At 68.2% G+C, this 14,289-nt stretch carries 7 protein-coding genes and 3 pseudogenes; 6 read left to right on the top strand and 4 right to left on the bottom strand.

The genetic code is table 11. The annotated features are described in order from the left end of the window. Nucleotides 1-106 (top strand): annotated as a pseudogene (locus WBA97_RS30825) (IS5/IS1182 family transposase); the annotation flags it as partial. An 18-nt stretch (nt 107-124) separates the two neighbouring features. Here the strand turns inward: WBA97_RS30825 and WBA97_RS30820 are convergent. Together WBA97_RS30820 and WBA97_RS30815 are read right to left on the bottom strand one after the other, a co-directional pair. Next, entirely contained in the window at nt 125-4,177 is a 4,053-nt protein-coding gene (locus WBA97_RS30820) for a CHAT domain-containing protein (protein WP_424234475.1), read from the bottom strand. Continuing rightward, nucleotides 4,174-4,767: a TIR domain-containing protein gene (locus tag WBA97_RS30815; RefSeq protein WP_424234474.1), complete on the bottom strand. Its 594-nt coding sequence runs from the start codon at nt 4,765-4,767 to the stop codon at nt 4,174-4,176. Before WBA97_RS30815 ends, WBA97_RS30820 begins: the two co-directional genes overlap by 4 nt. 309 nt (nt 4,768-5,076) lie before the next feature. Here WBA97_RS30815 and WBA97_RS30810 point away from each other — a divergent pair, with 309 nt between their 5' ends. From WBA97_RS30810 to WBA97_RS30800, 3 genes and pseudogenes are all read left to right on the top strand, one after another. Next, nucleotides 5,077-5,850: a hypothetical protein gene (locus WBA97_RS30810; protein WP_424234473.1), complete on the top strand. Its 774-nt coding sequence runs from the start codon at nt 5,077-5,079 to the stop codon at nt 5,848-5,850. Beyond that, on the top strand, nt 5,834-6,178 hold the full coding sequence (locus tag WBA97_RS30805) for a hypothetical protein (RefSeq protein WP_424234472.1): 345 nt from the start codon (nt 5,834-5,836) through the stop codon (nt 6,176-6,178). The genes WBA97_RS30810 and WBA97_RS30805 overlap by 17 nt, the downstream gene beginning before the upstream one ends. A gap of 467 nt (nt 6,179-6,645) precedes the next feature. After that, nucleotides 6,646-7,894, top strand: a pseudogene (locus WBA97_RS30800) (IS701 family transposase). A 203-nt stretch (nt 7,895-8,097) separates the two neighbouring features. On the opposite strand, the gene WBA97_RS30795 reads toward WBA97_RS30800, so the two are convergent. Next, complete coding sequence (locus WBA97_RS30795; RefSeq protein WP_424234476.1) at nt 8,098-8,487, bottom strand: group II intron maturase-specific domain-containing protein; 390 nt, start codon at nt 8,485-8,487, stop codon at nt 8,098-8,100. Between the two features lie 69 nt (nt 8,488-8,556). Next, nucleotides 8,557-9,137 (bottom strand): annotated as a pseudogene (locus tag WBA97_RS30790) (reverse transcriptase domain-containing protein); the annotation flags it as partial. 1,068 nt (nt 9,138-10,205) lie between these two features. Here WBA97_RS30790 and WBA97_RS30785 point away from each other — a divergent pair. Together WBA97_RS30785 and WBA97_RS30780 are read left to right on the top strand one after the other, a co-directional pair. Then, nucleotides 10,206-11,348, top strand: a complete 1,143-nt coding sequence (locus tag WBA97_RS30785; RefSeq protein WP_424234471.1) for a serine/threonine-protein kinase — start codon at nt 10,206-10,208, stop codon at nt 11,346-11,348. Continuing rightward, entirely contained in the window at nt 11,345-14,287 is a 2,943-nt protein-coding gene (locus WBA97_RS30780; RefSeq protein WP_424234470.1) for a DEAD/DEAH box helicase, read from the top strand. Before WBA97_RS30785 ends, WBA97_RS30780 begins: the two co-directional genes overlap by 4 nt. Nucleotides 14,288-14,289 lie beyond the last annotated feature (2 nt).

The following is a 14,289-nucleotide window of genomic DNA, read 5'->3' as shown; positions in this document are numbered from 1 at the left end:
CTACCTCCACCTCGCCGCAGCCTTCGTCACCGTCCGCTGCCTCATCCAAGCCGCCCGCCACACCCACCGCTGGGACACCCGCCCCACCGTCCGCCGCCTCAAGTAACCCCTATTGCCGGAGCCTCTAAGTGTCCATGTCGACCACCTTGCCGCCGCCCATGTGCACGTACGACGCCCACACCGCCGGGCGTTTGGGGAACTGTGCGCGTAACTCCGTCACCGCGTCGTGGAGCGCGCGTGCCGGGTCGCCCGACCAGCGCAGCGCGGCGTAGAAGTAGCTCGCCGCCGCCGCCGCGTCGCGGTCCCCCACGGCCCACAGGGTGCCCACCACGTTGCGGCTGCCCGCGACGAGGAAGGCGGCCGCGATGGAGATCGCCTCGTCCGGCAGTGTCGGCCCCGTTGCTGCGGTGTGGCATGCGGACAGGTAGACGAGGTCCGGTGGGGTAGCGAGGTCTGCGGCGAGCTCGCTGACTGTGAGGCGGCCGTCCCACAGTTCCAGGCCCGAGTCGCGGGGGTTAGTCGGCGACGGTTGGGCGTGGCAGGCCAGGTGCAGCACCGAGGCCCCGGCCGCGGCCGTGCGGACGGCGGCCTTGGTCGCCTGTGCGCCGAGGAGTTCGTCGGGTCGTCGTCCGACCGCGTTCTCGAAGGTGTTCGCCTCCTGGGGCACGGCCGACAGGACAGCCAGGTCGGAGCCGGGCAGGTGGTCGACCCCTACGAACGTCGCTGTGCCCTCGGACCGTCCTGGCCGGGCGATCGCGCGGACGAGCGCGGTGACGGTTGAGGTGTAGGACGACACCACGCGGTCGTGGACGCTGTCGTCGCTCGCCCCGGCGGCGTGCACGGGCAGCAGTGTGAAGGAGCCGGTCGGGCACCACCACAGCGGCGACCCGGGAGGCAGTGCGAGTGTGTCCAGGATCGGTTGGGCGACGTGCTCCCACAACCAGGGCAGCACGATGGGCAGAGCCCGGTGCATCGGCGCCCGCATGGTCTCGGTCGCCGCCACCACCTCGCTTGGTGCCACAGGCAGCGGCATGACCCGGACCCCGGTGCCCGACACGACGAGGGCGTCGCACCGGGTGCCTGCGGCGTTGAGCACCACCACCGTGCGCTCGCCCAGCGCCTTGACGAGCTGGTCGGCCTTGGGGCGCCGTAGGAAGTCCGCGAAGCCGGGGTGGGTCCGGGCGCGGGTGACAAGGTGCTCCCACTCGCGGGCGAGCCGGAGCACCGTGCCGCCGTCGCGGTCGCCGGGGTGGGCGAGCACGCCGGCCAGTTCGGTGAGTCGGGCGGCGGTGTCCGGCGCGGCAATGGCTAGCGCCGAGTAGTCGCCGCGCAGGTCGATCGCCTGGTTCCACAGGACGGTACGGCCGGACTCGAGAAACTCCAGCGCGGTCATCGGGTCACCGGACGCGATCGCGTGGGCGGCTGCCTCCCTCGGCACGTTCGCCCACTCGGCCAGCAGGTGCTCCCGTGTCTCGACGTCGACCCCGACCGACGCCAGTCGCAGCACCGCGTCCACGGCCGCGCCCCACGCCCACACCGCGTCCTGGTGCCTGCCTTCGTCCTCGGCTGCGCGCGCCCACCGGACTGCGGCCTGCACCCGTGTCTCGGACGCCGCGCCAAGCGCCTGGGCCGCGCTCCGGTAGGTGTCCGCGGCGGCCTCGCCCCGCGCCCGCAGGGTGTCCCCGAGCAGGATCGAGGCTCGCGCGCGAGTTGGTGTGTCCGCCGGTGTGGCCGTCACCAGCCTGGTCGCCAAATCGCGGGCCTCGGACAGGTGCTCGTCCGTGCCGGAGTCGAGCAGGAGCTGAATCAGCGGGAAGACCCGTTCTGGGGTGTCTGGGTCCCCAGGCGGCGATACCTGGGCGACGCGCAGGTAGAGGTCGACCGCCTCGGCGCTCTGGCCGCGGAGTTCGTGCACCGCGGCGACGGTCGCGAGCCGGCCGGGATACGCGGGGTCGGTCACGGGCGTGCGCTCTACGACATCGACAGCGCTGTCGGCCGCCTCCCGCAGCGCCCACCGTTCGCCGGTTCGGTGGTAGCGGTCTAGCAAAGCGTCGGCGAGGTTGGCTCGGACCGCCAGTCTAGTGCTCATGGACGCGTCCTTGGCGGACTCCCGGTAGAGGTCGATAGCGGCTGCGAGGTCTCGCAACTGCCGTGTCGCCCGGTACCGGGCGTGCAGTGCCCCGGCCAGATTGGCCTGCCTCGGGCGGAGGTTTCGCGACTTGTGGTCGACCGCGCTGCGCGCCAGGTCGACGGCGCGGTCGAGGTCGACGAAACGCCCGGTCAGCCCGAAGGCCGTCAAGTGGGCGGTGCTCAGGCTCGCCGCCAGCGTGTCGGAGGGGTCCAGGTGCGCGACGGCGCTGCCTATCGCCAGGGCCTCGTCGATGTCCACCCAGGACCCGGTCGCGGACGCCCGCTGGGTGAGGGCGCTGACCAGGACCGCGGGAACCTCCGACCAGGTGTAGTCGGCGGCGGCCTCGGTGCGCAGCAGTTCGATCGCCTCGTCCAGTATCTCGGCGTCCCCGCTGAGGGCGTGCCAGCGGATCATGCCGAAGGCGGTCGTGGCGGCGAGCGCGCTGCCCGCGGTGTCGAACGGGCGGTCCAAGGCCCCGACGGCGGTGCGCCCGACGAAGACGGCTTCCGCGAGGTGCGCGTAGTCGCCGGTCTCGGTGTCGAGCCCGATGAGGTTGTTGACCCGGTTCTGGAGCAGCTCCGCGTTCAGCCCGGGGCCCGTTACCAGCGCGGCGGCCCACGCGGCCAGTCCGGGCGCGTCACGGTCTCCTGCTGCGCGCCACAGCTCGCCCGCGGCGCGGAGCACGGCCTCCGGGTCCGAATCCAGCAGGGCGTTGACGTCATGCCAGAGCAGTTTGGGGACAGCTCCTTCCTCGTCGCGTAGCAGGGTGAACAGGGACAACGCCCGCTCACGGGCTGCACGACCGGCGTCCCTGGACAGCAGTTCGGCGCGCTGGAGTTCGGACAGGGCGACGGTCGCCGCCGGTCCGGCCGCGTCCACGGTGGACGTCGCGGCAAGTAGGTCCAGGGCCTCGTTCTCCAGCTCGGCGGGAGTCCTGACGCCGGGCTCGCCGGTCGCGGTCCACTCCCGGACCCGGTCGGCGATCGCCAGCCACAGCTGGAACGGGTCGATCCGGCGGATGATCGGTGCTGGTTCGAGGACGACGGGGTGGTCCGCGCAGCGCGGGACCGGTTCGTCGCCGTGGCGGTACCAGACGTAGTTGCCGTCGACAGGGCACACATGCCGCGCCGGCAGTCCCTCCGTCCTGGTCGGCTGGGCGTCCACCGGCCGGTACTCGGGGTCATCCATCAACCGCGAGACCCAGGACTCGATCTCCGCGTCGGATACCAGCGCGGCCCGCAGCCGGGCCACCGGAGTCGGCTGCGCGCACAGCAGGTCCCGCAGCACCCCGTCGAGGCCGGCGTCGGGCGCCAGGAGCGCGAGTTCCGGGCGGACGGCGCGGGCGGCCTCCACGAAGCCGTCGCGGTGCTCGGCGGCGAAGACGTACGCCTCGGGGTCGGCGACCAGCAGGTCAGTCCCTGCAAACCCGTTGGCGAGCAACGCCGCCAGCACCCGGGAGTCGCCCTGGGCAAGGGTCGCGACCTGTTCGGGACGGACGGTGGCGTGCACCCAGGTGAGCGTCCAGTGTTCGACGTCCTCCACCTGCCCGTGAATGGGCAGGACCAGCAGTTCCGCGCGGCCGTACGGCAGCAGGTGCCGGGCGTCGGATGCCGATGCGAGCGAGGCCGCGCCAATACCCCTGCGGTCGACCACGACGGCGTCGGGCAGGTGCGCGACGGCGACCCCGCGGCTCGGGTGACCCACGGCCGCGTCCCGAACCACGACGATCTCGTACACCGTCCGCCACCGTTCGGTGCAGGCCTCCAAGAGATCGCCCAGGTGATCGACGTACGCGGCCGCCCAGTCTCCCTCGACACGGTCGAACCCGATGCTCGCGAGGGTGCCGAGCACGCCGCCGCCTGGCAGCGGGGTCCGGACGACGGCGGCGAGCGGGTCACCGGGTTCGGCGAGCAGCGAAGCCGAAGGATCCCGCGACTCGTCGGGGTTCCAATCGACGTAGAGGACGGAATAGCCCCACTGGGCAAGGTGCCCGGCGACCGTCAACGCGGTGTCGTCGGGCAGTTGGGCCGTGAAGGTGACGATCACGGCTGGAACACCGGGAACGCGGGCTTCGGCGCGGCCGCCAGGTCGGGTAGCGGGCACTGCGGCCAGTCCGCTCTCCACGGCGGCACCGCGGTGATCGTCTTGGCGACCTCGGCCGCGATCACCCGGACCGTGTCGAACAGGTCGGCCTGCCGGTGCGAACCGGCAAACGTGGGGAACGGGTTGGATACCCCGCGTACGTCGAAGTGCTGCCGTTGTTTCGCATCGTCGGGGAAGTTGTCCCCGTCGGAGTACCGCATGGGGTACACCAGCCGTGTCATACCGCCCAGTGCCTGTTCCCTCGCCTCCATCGTCCGCCACTCGGCAAGGCACCACGGCGAGTGAAAGTACGGCGGCGACCAGACAGCCACGAGCACCTTGCTGCGCGCCAACGCGTCCCGCAACAGCGACGGCCACACGGCTCCAGTCTCCACCTCCAAGTCGAGGAAGACTGCAGTGCGGCCAAGTTCGTCGGCGAGGCAGTCCTCCAGCATGCGGTGGAAGTGCTCACGCACCCAGGTCGCCGCGTTCCCCGGCCCCGACCTGCGGTAGCTGAGGAACACGTCGAACTGATAGCCGTCGAGCAGAGGCAAGAGCCCAGGAACCCCGGTCGAATCCGCCATAAGCCGATCATCGCGACGCCCGACAGGCCCGTTACCCAGCGCCAGCGGTCCAGTGTGGCGCGTGCCGGTTGCTCTCGACGTCTGGGAGGGAGCTCCGCGGAACGCGGCCCCGGCCGCCTTGCTGCGACGCCCAAGATTCAAAGAGGCTGCCGGGGAGCCGTCGAACTGCGGACACCCCCTGTGCGTCGAACTCCTCGCCACCGCACACAGGCCGCCCCGTACATGGATCAACGGAGAAAAGCGCGATGACCTTCCCTGCCGCAACGCTATCGTGCCTGGGTGACAAACCCGTCCAGCGAGCTTGACGCGGCTTTAATGTCGTTCTTCATCGAAGTCCGCCAGCGGTCCGACGACTTTGTCGGCTTGGCCGACCGTGACGCCGCAGAGACGATGGCGCAGTTACTCAGCGCCTCCCGTGTCCGCGAGGTCGCCATAGCCACCGCTGTCGCCAACCGCTATCTGGTCGACGACGATGACGATCAAGTAGGCGACACGGCTCCGATCACCACGGGGGGACGCGAGTTCGCTGGTCCCATGTTGCACCGTCTCGGGCTTGCGGGGCTGCTGCGATCCGGCGGGGCTGTCGACGCGCCCCTGCTTGCCACTCAGACGGCCGCCTACCTGGCGGGACCGGCTATACCGTTGCGCCGGTTCCTGGTCCTCGACGTCGACTGGGACCTCGCCGAACCGCTCATGCTGGCGGGCTGGCGGTTGTGGCGACCAAGCCGGCAAGACTGGAACGCCCTACGACCGATACCGCACGCGGCGGACTTCGCAGCGCAGCCGTCATTCAATCCCATGCTGTCATTCGGGCGACACCTGGTGCTCTCGGCCGAGGACCATGACGCTCAACCAATCCACAACAGGGCCTTCTGGGGGCTGTTCCCATCCCGTGTTCAGGACTCGCCTGCGTGGGCGCCGCTGTTATGTCTGAACCTCGCGCAGGACACCCCCGTCATGCCCGTCGCTGAGTACCTCGTCGAGCACGGCCGCTCTGCGGCCACCTATCAGGAGTCGATCCCCACCACCTTCGTCGGTGACGGGCGAGTATGAGGTCCCCATGCTCGGCCCCTTATACGTGGACGAGGATAAGGCGAGCTGGTTGATCGGTTTCCTCCTCACGCTGTCCGGCAAGCTAGAAGAGTGGACCGCCGGCACGGCCCCACCCAAGGCGAGCAAGCGCCTGCAACCGATCGCGGGCAGGTTCCTCGACACGTGCGCGAAGATCGCCTATGACGCCGAGGTGGACTTCGGGGAGGACTCGGGCGAGGTGGCCTTCAATTACGTCGTGACTTTAGAACGGCTGGTGTCGGCGAACGACGACCGCGGCGACCTCAAAACGGCGAACCGCCCAACGGACAGCTGTGCTGGTCGGCCGTGACGATGCTGAGCGCCTGGCGATCTACAACCACGTCAACACAGCTACAAGGTGCGCAGCGCGGTGGCCCACGGCAGTGAGGTCAAAGAAAATCAACTCAGGTCCACTATCACCCACCTGCGGGCCATCCTCCGTCGTGCTCTCGTCAGGACCATCATCCTCGGACCGCACCTTGACCCCGACACCGTGCTAGACGAGGCGCTGCTATCCACGCGGGTACGCCAAGAACGCATCAAGAAACCAGTCGCCACGCTTCTCAAGCAACTGACCTCAGACCCACGCACCACCTAGTACTCCAGCCGGACTTCGTGATCTTGGCTGGTGAGGGGTGCTGGGAGGTGGGTGCGGCCACCGGTTGATCATGAGTGGTTGTGTGGACTACTCAAGATCGTGTGGTGGCCGCGGCTGCCATGGTAAACCGTGGTGAGGGTGTGGATCCGGTCGGCTGGCGGGCGAGGTTCGACCAGTTGATGGCGCATGTGGCGGGGCGGTTCAAGCGGGTGGAGCCGCGTCGACGAGTCGGTGCGTTCGTGGAAGGGCTGCTGGCTGATCTGCCGCGGAAGAACTGCTGGACGATCGCCGAACATGCTGGTGATGTGACGCCGGACGGGATGCAGCATCTGCTGTCGCGGGCGGTGTGGGATGCCGACGAGGTGCGTGACGATGTGCGCGAGGTGGCGGTGGAGTGTCTGGGTGACACCGACGCGATGCTGGTGGTGGACGAGACCGGGGATCTCAAGAAGGGTGTCTGCTCGGTCGGGGTCCAGCGGCAGTACACCGGCACCGCCGGCCGGATCGAGAACGCTCAGGTCGGGGTGTTTCTGACCTATACCACCAGGATCGGGCACACGTTGATCGATCGTGAGCTTTATCTGCCGCGTTCGTGGACCGGTGATCCCGAGCGGTGCGCGGCGGCTGGGGTGCCCGAGGACACAAGGTTCGCGACCAAACCGGCTCTGGCCTCGCGGATGATCCTGCGTGCTCTCGATGCCGGTGTGCCCGCGAACTGGGTGGCTGGCGATGAGGTCTATGGCGGCAACCCGACGCTGCGCGGCGATCTGGAGAAGCGGCAGGTCGGATACGTGCTGGCGCTTGGCCTGCGACCACCACGTCACCACCACCGGCACCGGCACCGGTCGGGCTGACGAACTGGTGGCGCGGCTGCCGAAACGCACATGGCAGCGCCTGGCCGCTGGCAAAGGCGCGAAAGGGCACCGCTTCCACGACTGGGCCTGGATCCGACTGGTCAGTGGAGGGGACGAGCCTGCCGGGCACCGGTGGCTTCTGATCCGCCGCAACCGCCGCACCGGCGAGCTGGCCTACTACCGCTGCTACGCACCCATACGAGTGCCACTGGCCACGCTGGTCCAGGTCGCCGGGCGTCGTTGGACAGTGGAGGAGTCCTTCCAAACCGGCAAAGGCCAGACCGGGCTGGACGAACACCAGTGCCGCACCTGGACGTCCTGGTACCGCTGGACAACGCTCGTGATGCTGGCCCACGCCTTCCTGGCCATCACCACCGTCACGGCCCGTTCCAGCCCCGCCCCGGCAGGACTGATTCCGTTGACACTCAACGAAATCCGCCACCTCTACAACAAACTCGTGATCGACCCGGCCACAGACATCCAGCACGTCCTGCACTGCTCGCACTGGCGCAGGGAACATCAATACCGCGCTCAGCAAGCCCACTACCAGCGACAATCGCACACGGAACCATGAAGATCACGATCTAGGAGGGTCGGGAGCTGGCGCGGTGGCGTGTTCTGACGGTAGGTCACGAAGCCATTGGTGCCCAACGGTTTCCCGCCGGGTCGTTCTTCTTCGTGTCCGTGGCCAGTCCGCTCCGTCTCCAACTCCCGCCCGTCAAACCGTGCATGCGGTTCTCCCGCACACGGCTTACCGACGTTCTTCACCGGCGGCATTCAGCGTTTCCAGGCCCGGAAGGGTCTGGGTGGGACGACGGTCCCATCGAGGCTGATCAGACCCATATGGTTCGGAGACAACAACACCTGGGTCATCCCCCATCCCCACGCCCGGCGGCGGTTGCCCCGTTTGGACAGCCACAACGCGAGCCGGGTCAGGGCATAGTTCCTGATCTGGCCAAGCACCAAGGCCGAGTTCCCGTAACGGAAATACCCCGCCCAGCCGCGGAGGAACACGTTCAGTTCATCCACGATCTGCTCGACCGGCACCAGCAGCCGGGACCGGGCCGTAATAGACCGGATCCGGTCCCGGGCACGCTGGACCGCCTTGCGTGCGGGCCAGCGAGCGAGGAAGATCAGATGCGCCGACCGGGGAGTCCGCCCGCGCACCAGCCGGTTGTGGAAGCCCAGGAAGTCCAGCCCCTGTCCCCCTTCGACCAGATGCACGATGCGGGTCTTGGCGGCCTTGGGTTCCAACCCAAGCTCACCCAGCAGAACCGTCAGCCGCGCCAACGCGGCCTCGGCCTGCTCCCGTGACTGGCACATCACGACCAGGTCATCGCAGTAGCGCACCAGCACACCGTGCTCACCCGCATCCCATGCCCGGTCAAGCCGGTGCAGGTATGCGTTGCACAGCAACGGAGATGCCGGGCCGCCCTGCGGGGTTCCGGACGCCTCACGGCGCACTACCCCGTCCTCCAGCACGCCCGCGCGCAGCATCACGCGCAGCAGCTTCAGGACGCCCTGGTCGCTGACACGTTCCTCGATCACTCGCATCAACTTCTCATGCGGAATCGTCGAGAAACACTCGGCGATGTCCGTCTCGACCACCCACCGCTTGCCTGCCACGACTCGTCAATGAGCACTTGCAGGGCGTCGTGCGCCGACCGCTTCGGGCGGAACCCGAAGCTGCACGGCAGGAAATCGGCCTCGAAGATCGGCTCGAGCACGATCTTCAGCGCGGCCTGCACGACACGGTCCCGGACCGAAGGAATCGACAGCGGACGACGCTCATCCGTCCCGGCCTTGGGAATCAGCACCCGCCGGGCCGGCAACGGCCGCCACCGCCCGTTCCTCAAGTCCTCGGCCAACTCGTCCAAGAGCCGATCAATGCCATACTCCTCGACATCGGCCAGAGTGGTTCCATCGATGCCCGGAGCACCATCATTGCGGCGCACCGCGACCCACGCCCGCCACAGGACGTCTCTGCGATAGACCTTGTCCCGCAGCGCGTGGAACCGTCGTCCCGGATCGGCCTTGGCCGACCGGTAAAGCGCATGCTGCAAGGCACGAACCGGATCCCTCACCGGGGATCTCCTCGCGGCGGAACTAGCCTGACCGGCACTCACCGGGCCCCTCCTTCCAGACACAGCGCACGAACGAAGCAGCGGCCCTTCCCTCACCGGCGGTTATGTTGTCCGCTCGGCTCGATCGGTACTACGACCGCCTCCGACTCCCTCCCGGCACCCGATCCACTTCCCGGCTCCACACCGGTTATAGGACGGACCTGTCCACGCCACTCGCAGCGCGCTTCGGCCGGGGAGGGTCTCCCCAGTTCCCGCCATCACCTTCTGAACGTTCCGCACCCTCTTACGCCGGGGAGTCCCTCACGGCTGCACATCCAGGATCTTCACCGCTTCCATGGCCTTCACCGTGAGCCGCACGGCTCGGCTCTCCCTCAATGTCTAACGACGCGGCAGGCTTCGCTCTCGCTACGGACCGCTCAGTCGCTTCCCTCTACAGGGCTTTGACGCTGGGCTCCGACCCGACCCGTTTCCAGACCAAGCCGCCAGCCTGCTACCGGGCCTCCTGACAGCTACCCGGACCGGACTCACACCGGCAGGCGACAACGAGCTTCAGATCACGTCATGACCGCTGGACGATCACCTCCTGATCACTGGGCGCACCGGCTGGAGCACTAAAGACCTTCATCCACAGGTCTTGACATTTCTCGCGCGCTCGTCCGGTCGGGCTCAGCTCGACACTCGGACTGTGAAACGCCGATGATATTGGAACAGTCTTCGGAGCCTCGGTCGGGCATTGGATACGGTTGGCCGTGGATGGGGACTGGCTGTAACGATCGGTGGGGATGGGGGCATTAGCTAGCTATGGATCACTTGCCCGCGATGATCGGCCGGTTTACGGTGGACCTGGAGCTTGGTCGTGGCGGGATGGGACGTGTCTACCTTGCCTACTCGGAGGCGGGTGAGCAGGTCGCGGTGAAGGTGATCCGCCAGGACAGGATCGACGAGGAGACGCGGAAGCGGTTCGAGCGCGAGGCGTTAATCGCGCAGAACCTGATCGGGACCAACCAGGTCGCTCACTATCTGGACGCGGATCCGTTCGCGGCACAGCCCTGGCTGGCCATGGAGTACGTCCCTGGGGTGACGCTACGGGACTACGTGACGCAGCATGGTCCCCTGCCTGCGCACCTGGTGGTCGGTCTCGGGGTGGTGATCGTCGACGGACTCCGCGCGGTGCATGGCGCGGGTCTGGTGCATCGGGACATGAAGCCACACAATGTCATTCTGAGTCGCCGTGGTCCGGTGTTGATCGATTTTGGTCTTGGCGCGTTCGTCGACCGGAATGAGGAGAGTATCTCCTCGGGCGGCAAATTAATCGGCACGGTTTCCTTCATGGCGCCGGAGCAGGTGAACGGCTCGTCGGAGACTTCCGCGAAAACGGACGTACACGCGCTGGGCTCGATGCTGCTGTACGCGGCAACTCAGAAACTGCCCTACGGCGACGGCGGCAACTATGTCACGTTGAGCAGGATTGGTGATCGAACGATCCAGCCGGATCTCGACGGACTTCCCGCGGCGCTGAAACCGCTGGTCAGCTCGCTACTCGCGCATGATCCGGATGACCGGCCGACATTGGCGGCCGTGCACACGATGTGTACCGAGCTGCTCGAGTCAGCGGGAACCACTGTTCGCGACGTCCGCCGAATGCTGATTTCCCACACATTTCTGGATGGCACTGACGCGCACCAGCAGTCACCGTCGTTCGCGAAGCGGATGGCCGAGTTGGAGAAGCTGTTCACGGACCTTCCCAGTCAGGACCGGGCGCTTGACCGAGCCGTCGGTATCGGGGGCGCGATCGTTGACGTTCCCGAGGCTGAGCCGGAGGAGCCGACGCCCGCGGAGCCGCCGGGCCCGGCGTCGGCCCGTCAACGCGTCGCTGATCGGTTGCGGGAGCAGTACGGGAGACAGTTGCTGTTGTGGTCGAGTTCGTCGAGGCGGTCCGTGTGAGCAGTGATGATCGGCCGGCGCGGTTCGCGCCAGGGGCGCAGGTACGGGTGCGGGACGAGCAGTGGCTGGTCCGCAAGGTGGCCAACACCCGGGACGGGTGGATGATCGAGGCGACCGGGGTGTCGCCGTTCGTTCGCGGTACGGACGCGGTGTTCTACGAGGACATCGAAGGCCGCGATCGGATCGAGGTGCTCGACCCGAAGAAGACGCGGCTGGTGGCCGACGACTCGCCGAACCACCGGAAGGCACGCCTGTACCTGGAGGCGGTGCTGCGCAAGACCGCGCTGCCGCAGACCGAGCACGGGTTGGCGCTTGCCGACGGGTTCCTGATGGACTACCAGACCCACCAGCTGCGGCCGGCCGAGTTAGCCCTGTCGATGCGAAATCTGCGGCCGCGCGTTCTCATCGCGGACGTCGTCGGGCTCGGTAAGACACTGGAAATCGGCGTCCTGCTCGCCGAGCTGATTCGCCGGGGCCGCGGTGAACGCATTCTCGTGGTCTCCCCCGCGCACGTACTCGAGCAGTTCCAGCGCGAGCTGTGGACCCGGTTCGCCATCCCGCTCGTCCGGCTCGACTCGACCGGAATCCAGCGTGTTCAGCAGGATATTCCGGCCGGCCGTAACCCGTTCGCCTACTTCAAGCGCGCCATCATCTCCGTCGACACGCTCAAGAGCGAAACCTACGCGCATCACCTCCGCAACATCGACTGGGACGCGGTGGTCATCGACGAGTCACACAACCTGATCAACCGCGGCACCCAGAACAACGAACTCGCCCGTTTGCTGGCCGGACGGACAGACGCGCTGATTCTGGCCTCCGCCACCCCGCACAACGGGAACGCGAGGTCCTTCGCCGAGCTGATCAGTCTGCTGGACGACGCGGCCATCGCCGACCCCACCAGGTACGACCCGAAGGATCTCGAGCACCTGTTCATTCGGCGTACCAAGACGGCACCCGAGGTGCGGGACGGTCTGCGGGGTGAATGGGCCGACCGCGGCCCGTCCACGCCGGTGCGGGTGCCCGCCAGTGACCGGGAACTGGCGGTCTTCGCCGAGCTGGCCACCCGTTGGCTGCCCGGTGACGGCGGCGAAGGGGTGTCCGAGCCGTTGATCGGCTACCGGCTGCTCAAGTCGTTCCTGTCCTCGCACCGAGCACTGCTGGCGACCATCGTCACCCGGCTGGCCACCGTGGAGAAGGCGGGCCGGGAGGCGGAGCGGCAGGCACTGCTCGACCTCAGGGCACTGGCCGAGGCGATCACCGACGATGACGCCGCGAAGCTCGCTGCGCTGGTCGATGTGTTGAGGGGGCTCGGTGTCGGGCCGGGGTCAGCGACCAGGGTGGTGGTGTTCTCCGAGAGCATCCCGACGTTGCGGTGGCTCGCCGAGGCGGTGCCGGCGCGGCTCGGGTTCCGCCGGAAGGGCAAGGCGGAGAAGAACAAGCCGTGGCTGGCCTACGACGGTGCGGTCGCGGTGATGCACGGGGACGCGACCACCGACGACGAGCAGAAGCGCATCGTGGAGACGTTCGGGCTGCGCACGGCCCCGGTACGGCTGCTGTTCACCGGGGATATCGCGTCCGAAGGGGTGAACCTGCACCAGGAGTGCAACCAGCTGATCCACTACGACCTGCCATGGTCGCTGATCCGCATCGAGCAGCGAAACGGCCGGATCGACCGGTACGGGCAGAAGATCCCGCCGGAGTTCCGCGCGTTGATCCTGACCAGCGACGTCGAGTGGCGGCGCGACGAGCGGGGCGAGCCGGTGACGTTGGACGACCGTCTGGTCGGCGCGAAGCTGCTGGCCCGCGAGGAGGAGGCACACCGCATCGAGGGCACCGCGGAGACGGTCACCGGCCTCTATCGCCCGCGGGATGAGGAGAACCGGCTGGTCAAGGACCTGATCGCGGGGCGGAGCGTCGAACGGTCGCACGCGGCGTCCCGGCAGGAGAGCGGCGACTTCCTCGCCGATGTACTCGGAAACATCAGCACGACGCCGAAGGCCGTCGAGGTGACCACGGCGCAGGTGCCGACGGTGTTCGCGACCACGAAGGACTACTTCGAGGAGGCGTTGCGCCAGATCTGCCCGACCGGGCCGGAGGACGAGCTCGCGCTGCGCCGGGACTCGGACGGCACCGTCGCGTTCGAGCCACCCGCCGACCTGTTGTACCGGCTCAAGGCGCTGCCGAAGTCCTATCTCGACGAGCAGGGGATCATGCCGAGCCCCGGCTCATCCGGCCGGCTGCGGGTCACCTTCGACAAGGGACTCGCGGAGAAGCGGCTGGTCGCCGCACGCGAGTCGAGCGACACGCAGTGGCCCAACGTCAGCTATGTCACCGACGTCCATCCGGTGCTGGACTGGGTGACCGACAAGGCGCTCGCGGCCGCCCGGCACAACGAGGCGTTCGTGCTCGCCTACGTGCCCGACCCCGCGCGTGCGGCGGCGATCGACGAACGGCTGGTGGACGAGCTGACCGGACCGGTGTTCCTGGTGCATGGCAGCTACGCCAACGCGCTCGGCCGGCCGACCGTGGTGGAGTGGATGGCCGTGGTCGGGTTGCCCGACCGGCCGCGGGTCGTGGAGATGACGGCGGATTTCCTTGCCGCGTGCGGCGTTTCGCCGACCATGCCGGGCCGGACCACACCGAACCTGGCCGCACTGGGCGAGCTGCTGCCGACCGCCATCGACCGGGCGCATGACTATCTGGCCGACCAGGAGCACGAGTACGCGGCGCGGGTGACGCGCGCGCTCGCGCCCGCCGAGGCGCGGGCGAAACGGTGGGAACAGCTGGCGCTGGACATCGCGGTGTCCAGCAGCTCGAAGACGCGGATCGACCAGACGGCGCGCCGTCACGAGGACCTGGTAGCCGCGATGAAGTCCGACGGCGCGCCCATGCTGCGGCTGGTCGCGGTGCTCGACCCCCTGTACACGGAAGGGCGGTAGCG

Origin of the sequence: Actinophytocola sp. (genome assembly GCF_049647105.1) — a bacterium.
GTDB lineage: Bacteria > Actinomycetota > Actinomycetes > Mycobacteriales > Pseudonocardiaceae > Actinophytocola.
This window is presented reverse-complemented; position numbering and strand designations above follow the sequence as displayed.

Coding starts and splice junctions, on each gene's coding strand:
- WBA97_RS30785 (WP_424234471.1), top strand. CDS start 10,206: ATGGATCACTTGCCCGCGATGATCGGCCGGTTTACGGTGGACCTGGAG.